Below are 5,950 nucleotides of genomic sequence, written 5' to 3'. Positions count from 1 at the left end.
CTGGAACGCATCACGGAAGGACACCGCTCATGAGCCAATCAGCTGGCCAGAACCCGGAGACCGTGGACGGCCCCACGCAGGAGGAGTTCGTGGCCTGGGTGCAGGAGTTCCTCTCCGGGCTGGAGTCCGTGGACCGGGCCTCCAACCGGCACTGGTGCCCGCAGTGGTGGGCCCACACCGAGGCCGTGGACCGCCTGGCCGCCCTGCACACCCAGTGGCTGGTGGCGACGGAGGAGAACAGCATGTCGTCGTGGTGGGTGGACCACTTCGACCGCCACGCCACCGTCCTGTTCTCCCCACACGGCCCGTTCGGGGAATGCGGCACCCACCACGTCGACAAAGGCGCCCGCCGCACCCTCGCCGCAGAGCAACCCCCCGCCGGCTGGAGCTGGTGAGCGCCTGGACCAGGGGCGCAAGCACCGTCCCTTTTCTTACAGGCGCTGTGCCCCCCTCCGAGGGGACGGGCACTCGTCGGCTGTCCGCAAGTGGCTGGGGCCCTTCCTTCTCAAGGACCCCGGCCACTGCCATGTTGGGGCACGCCGGGAACCATGACAGAACTTAACCGGCCCTTCGTACTTTGGCGTGGATCAAAAGCTTTCGTGGTGAGCGCGCGGTGTGTGGGCGAGGCGCCATGGCCTCCCGCGAGGAGGTGGTGAATCCAGTTGCCTGTGAAGATCTGGGCGCCTCCCATGCCCGTTACGCGCTGGCGTCCACGATGTTCGCCCTGCCCCATGCCCACCTTGCTCGCTGAAGATCGGCATGACAGTGATGACGGCAGGCGGTGTGACCGCCGGGTGGAGCACCCTACTGGCAAGGGGCCGTAACAGTTTGACAAGTGACATTCGGTTACTTCTGGCCTATCGGGATGGTCTGGGGAGGTCTAACGTCGCCTCCAGCTCGGGGTTGTGACTCCGATCGACCCACCCTGTGGCTGGCCGCCGAGTCGGAGGTCCACTTACTTCTTCTGGAAGGTTGCGCATGCGTGCACTCATCGTCCTGGCCGTGATCGGCTTCTTCGCCCAGCTGGTCGATGGCTCCCTGGGCATGGCCTACGGGGTGACGTCCACGTCTTTGCTGCTGCTGGCCGGTATCGCCCCGGCCTCGGCCTCGGCCATCGTCCACCTCTCCGAGGTCGGCACCACCCTGGCATCGGGGGCGGCGCACTGGAAGTTCGGCAACGTCGACTGGCGGGTCGTGGGGGTCATGGCCGTGCCCGGGGGCATCGCGGCGTTCTTCGGCGCCCACGTCCTGGTTGGTCTCGACGGGGACGCCGCCAAGCCGATCGTCTCCACCATCCTGCTGGCCCTGGGCATCTACGTCCTCTACCGGTTCCTGCGCATGCCCACCTCCCGACCGGTCTTCCAAGGCACCCTGCGCAAACGCCTGCTCGTGCCCCTGGCCGTGGTTGCCGGGGCGCTGGACGCCATCGGCGGCGGCGGGTGGGGCCCGGTGGGCACCCCGACCCTGCTGGCCTCGGGCAAGATCGCCCCGCGCAAGGTCATCGGCTCCATCGACACCTCCGAGTTCGTCGTGGCGCTGGGTGCCTCCCTCGGTTTCCTCACCGGGCTCGGCGCGGCCGGGATCGACTTCGGCTGGGTGCTGGCGCTGCTGCTGGGCGGAGTGGTCGCAGCCCCCATCGCAGCCTGGCTGGTCCGCCACCTCGCCCCACGCGTGCTCGCCGTGGCCGCTGGAGGACTGATCATCCTCACCAACACCCGCACCCTGGTGCGCACCGACACCGCACAAGCCCTGCTCGGGCCCACCACCGGGGCTGTCCTTCTCTGGGCGCTATTGGCTGCCTGGGTCGCGCTCATCGTCTGGGCCGTGCGGCGCGAGATCCGCACCCGCGCCCAGGAGCGCATCGAGGAACTCACCGCCAGCCCAGCACAAGGCTGAGCCCCGCCCCACAGGCCCCGAGCGGCTCGTCGCACTTGAGTGTGGGGGTGAGGGGCTGGCCGCGCCGGACGTGCCGCTGACCGCTGGGAGGCGTCGAGGCCTCCCGGATGGGAGGTGCTGAATCAACCGCCCTGTAAGGCCTCGACATGTCCCATGCCGAGATGCGCGCCAGCGTGTGCGCTGTTCAACCTGCCCGACATCCACGTACTCAGCATCGAGCACGGGTCGAAAGCCGTGACGCTGACGATCGAAACCACCCCAGGTCCTGCGGGGTGTCCCGGGTGCGGGGTTCTCGCGGCCGCCCACGGGCGCCGGGAGCATCGCCTGCACGACGTGCCGGCCTTCGGCACCCCGGTGCGGCTGATGCGGCGCAAGCGGCTGTGGCGCTGCCCCGAGAGGGCGCGTGCGGTGGTGAGCTTCAGCGAGGTTCACGAGCTGGCCGCCCCGGGAACGAGGCTGACCCGCCGGGCGGCGGTGTGGGCCACCGACGCGCTGGCCCATCACGACACCTCCGTCTCGGCCCTGGCCCACCAGCTGGAGGTGTCCTGGCGCACCGCGTGGCGAGCGATCCAGCTCGAGGCCCCCGCCCGCACCAGCAGGCCCGAGCGCCTGGTCGGGGTGGACGCCTTGGGGGTTGATGAGCACGCGTGGTCCCACACCGGTCCGCCCGGCACGGGGATGGTCACTTCGGATCGTGGACCACACCCGCGACGAGCACGAGCGGGTGCGGGCGAGGTTGCTGGATCTGGTCCCGGGGCGCTCCGGGGCCGCCTACGCCGACTGGCTGGTCGAGCGGGGCGAGGCGTTCACCGGCGGCATCCGTACGGCGACGCTGGATCCCTTCCACGGCTACGCCAACGCCATCCGCGACGAGCCCCCGGAGGCTTTCCCCGTGCTGGACGCCTTCCACGCCGGTCTTGCTCGGCGGGCAGATGGTGGACGAGGTCCGCCGCGAAGGTGCAGCTTCGACACCCGGGGCCACCGCGGCCGTGCCGGCGACCCGCTCTTTCGTGTCCGCCGCACCGGAGCATATCGGGGACGAGCACCTCACCGAGAAGCAGCTCCGCCGGCTGAACACCAAGCTGGCGGCCGGGGACCCGCACCACGAGGTCACCCTGGCATGGCACTGCTACCAGAAGCTGCGGGCCATCTACCACGCCCGCCCCGAAACAGGCCGCCGGCTCGTGGCCGAGGTCGTGGCTGCGTTCCCGACCTGCCCGATCCCCGAGGTCGCCCGGCTCGGGAGGACCCTGCGCCGGTGGAAGGCGGCGATCCTGGCCTACTTCGACACCGCCGGGGCCTCGAACGGACCCACCGAGGCCGTGAACGGGGTCATCGAAACCACGCGGCGGATCGCCCGCGGCTTGAAGCGACTTCACCAACTACCGGCTGCGCTGCCTCCTGGCAGCCGGCGGCTACCGCCCCTACCGAACCAATCAGTAACCACGCTTAGGTACGAAGGGCCGGTATGTGCGCGGTGTCGGGCCACCGCGCGGGCGATGGCTTCTTCGGTGCTCAGCGACCGTTCAGGCATCTGGCCGGCGCCAGCCTCGGCAGCCTCGGCGACCGCGGCCTCCCGAGCCGGCGGGGCCGGCAGGGGCCGGCGGCCTGCCCACGGGTGGCACGCTGTTGCTCCACGACCTCCTGGCTGCGGTCGGGGTGGTGCGCACCCGCTCAGTCACGTGCGCCTCCGGGTGGGCCAGCCCGACAGGACGTACTGTGGCATGCGGTTGAATGTCTGAGTCGCTGTACCGGAGGGCGCGCCTGCACTGCCTCGACGCCAAGCGACGCCAGCCCCGTCTTGATTGGAGCCGTTCGCGATGTCACCGGTCCCTGCCCCCACGCATGTGCTCGAGCGGCCGACCGGCCCGCCGGCCGGCCCGCGGGACTTCCTGCGTGATGTTGGTCCGCAGTACTTCTCCAATGCGTTCATCGGCATGCTGTTCGGGGTGTCCGGCCCGGTCGCGGTGACTCTCGCGGTGGGTATCGCCGGCGGACTCACCTCGGCCGAGCTCGCGTCCTGGATCTTCGGGATCTTCCTCTCCACCGGCCTGGCCACCATCACCATGTCGATGATCTATCGGCGGCCTTTCGGGTTCGCGTTCACCATCCCGGGGACGGTGCTGCTCGGGCCCGCCCTGATGCACCTGTCGTGGCCGCAGGTGGTGGGGGCGTTCTACGTCACCGGCATCTTGTGCATGGTGATCGGTGCCTCCGGCCTCATGCGCAAGGCGATGCAGGCGATCCCGATGCCGATCGTGATGGCGATGGTCGCGGCGATCTTCCTGCGCTTCGGCACCGACCTGGTCACCTCGGTGCAGACCAACGTCGTGGTCGCCGCCCCGATGGTGATCGCGTTCATCGCGTTGACCGCGCTACCGGGGTTGGGCCGCTACCTGCCGCCGGTACTGGGAGCCTTCGTGATCGGGGCGGTCATGGTGGCCCTCAGCGGCCAGTTCCAGCTCCAGGACAGCGACACCGCCTGGTACGCGACACCGGTCTTCACCCCTCCCGAGTTCACCGCGCCAGCCCTGATGGAACTCGTCGTGCCGCTGGCGATCACGGTGCTCGTCGTGCAGAACGGGCAGGGCATCGCCGTGCTGCGCGCGGCCGATCACGACCCGCCGATCAACATGTTCGCTTTCACCTCCGGCTTCTTCAGCGTCCTCAACGCAACCGTCGGCGGAGTCAGCGCCTGCGTCACCGGCCCGACGAACGTGCTGCTCACGGCCTCGGGCGAGAAACAGCGGCAGTACACGGCAGCGGTCTGCTACGGATTCCTGGCGATCATGACCGCCGTGGCGGCCCCAGGCCTGACCCGGCTGATGCTCTCCACCCCCGAGGCCTTCATCCTCGCCCTCGGCGGCATCGCCATGCTGCGCGCCCTGCAACAGGCCTTCGTGGTCGCCTTCTCCACCCGCTACACGCTCGGCGCGCTCGTCACCTTCGTCGTCACGATCTCCGGGCTCACCATCTTCAACATCAACGCCGCCTTCTGGGGCATTCTCATCGGCTACACCCTCTCCCGGCTCATGGAACCTGCGGACTACCGGCCAGAAATGGGCTGACCGACCGTGCCGCCCGGCCCTCTCCCGTGCACGTGACCCATCACACGAGCCCTCTCGAGGGTGATACGGCGATGCCGGTGTACGTCACCCACCCCACTCCCCACGAGACCGCGGCCCGGGCGAGCACACCAACCGCCGGACCCGGGCCTACCTGCCCCAGGGCACCACCATCCCCACCCACCCGTCCTACCTGTCCTCGAGCGCCGAGGACCTCCACGACATCCCCCGCGAGAAGCTCGGCTGGCTCACACCCCGAGAAGCCCAAGAACGCCTCCTTGCTTCCCTGCCTTGACGCTGCCCTCCGGTAGCCAGGTGTCACAAGACAGGGGCCCGCATCTGGTGCACACTCACCGTTACGAGACGCCACCACACGATTAGGATGGCCCACTATGACGAGGCGACCACGGCCCTTCGACCAGCAGGGTCTCGACCGGCTTCGCCGGCTCTGCGACCTGGCTGCCGCTGACGTCGAGCTCACCACTGACGCCCGCGTCATCCTCAACCACCTCGCCCAGCCGTGGGACCACACCCCCAGCGCTGAGGAGCTGGCCACCCTGAGCCGGATACCGGCCGCACGGACACCGGCGGCCCTGGCTGAGCTGGATGCTCACGGATACCTCGCTCAGCTCCGCGCCATTGCCCGGGACTGTCGCTTCAACGGTGTAAGAGGCGTTTCTATGGTTAGTGGTTCTCCGCCGCTGGCATCCGGTTGGCGAAGGTGATGGCGAAAGCGTTCAGGGCCGGCTTCCACCGCATGGCCCATCGTGTCTGCCCGGTGCCCTTCGGGTCCAGGGATCGCACGACGAGGTACAGCGTCTTCATCGCGGACTGCTCATTCGGGAAGTGGCCCCGGGCCCGCACCGCCCGGCGGAACCGGGCGTTGAGGGACTCGATGGCGTTGGTGGAGCAGATGACCCGGCGGATCTCGAGGTCGTAGAGCCTGTTGCAGAATCGAGTGTCGTCCGGGCGTGGTTTGTCGGTGGTGG

At 69.2% G+C, this 5,950-nt stretch carries 5 protein-coding genes and 2 pseudogenes; 6 read left to right on the top strand and 1 reads right to left on the bottom strand.

All coding sequences use genetic code 11. The annotated features are described in order from the left end of the window. Window positions 1–29 precede the first annotated feature (29 nt). From IEW07_RS20445 to IEW07_RS20430, 6 genes and pseudogenes are all read left to right on the top strand, one after another. Window positions 30–395 (top strand): DUF4913 domain-containing protein, encoded by a 366-nt coding sequence (locus IEW07_RS20445; RefSeq protein ID WP_188540602.1) that lies wholly within the window; start codon window positions 30–32, stop codon window positions 393–395. A gap of 583 nt (window positions 396–978) precedes the next feature. Beyond that, window positions 979–1,896, top strand: a complete 918-nt coding sequence (locus tag IEW07_RS20440) for a sulfite exporter TauE/SafE family protein (protein ID WP_188540600.1) — start codon at window positions 979–981, stop codon at window positions 1,894–1,896. 153 nt (window positions 1,897–2,049) lie between these two features. Beyond that, window positions 2,050–2,406: pseudogene (locus IEW07_RS21575) on the top strand (transposase family protein); the annotation flags it as partial. 127 nt (window positions 2,407–2,533) lie between these two features. After that, window positions 2,534–2,746: pseudogene (locus tag IEW07_RS21835) on the top strand (hypothetical protein); the annotation flags it as partial. 82 nt (window positions 2,747–2,828) lie between these two features. Next, complete coding sequence (locus IEW07_RS21830; RefSeq protein WP_371870256.1) at window positions 2,829–3,638, top strand: transposase; 810 nt, start codon at window positions 2,829–2,831, stop codon at window positions 3,636–3,638. A gap of 78 nt (window positions 3,639–3,716) precedes the next feature. Then, complete coding sequence (locus IEW07_RS20430; protein ID WP_188540598.1) at window positions 3,717–4,964, top strand: benzoate/H(+) symporter BenE family transporter; 1,248 nt, start codon at window positions 3,717–3,719, stop codon at window positions 4,962–4,964. Between the two features lie 681 nt (window positions 4,965–5,645). On the opposite strand, the gene IEW07_RS20425 is transcribed toward IEW07_RS20430, so the two are convergent. Next, on the bottom strand, window positions 5,646–5,950 hold a 305-nt coding region (locus tag IEW07_RS20425; RefSeq protein ID WP_188540596.1), incomplete at its 5' end, for a transposase.

Source organism: Kocuria dechangensis (genome assembly GCF_014636775.1).
Classification (GTDB): Bacteria; Actinomycetota; Actinomycetes; order Actinomycetales; family Micrococcaceae; genus Kocuria; species Kocuria dechangensis.
The sequence above is the reverse complement of the archived record's forward strand: the minus strand, read 5'-3'. Positions and strand labels throughout refer to the sequence as shown.

What these genes read in the sequence shown, in the direction of transcription:
- IEW07_RS20445 (WP_188540602.1), top strand. Translation starts at nt 30, where the DNA reads ATGAGCCAATCAGCTGGCCAGAACCCGGAGACCGTGGACGGCCCCACG.
- IEW07_RS20440 (WP_188540600.1), top strand. Translation starts at nt 979, where the DNA reads ATGCGTGCACTCATCGTCCTGGCCGTGATCGGCTTCTTCGCCCAGCTG.
- IEW07_RS20430 (WP_188540598.1), top strand. Translation starts at nt 3,717, where the DNA reads ATGTCACCGGTCCCTGCCCCCACGCATGTGCTCGAGCGGCCGACCGGC.
- IEW07_RS21830 (WP_371870256.1), top strand. Translation starts at nt 2,829, where the DNA reads ATGGTGGACGAGGTCCGCCGCGAAGGTGCAGCTTCGACACCCGGGGCC.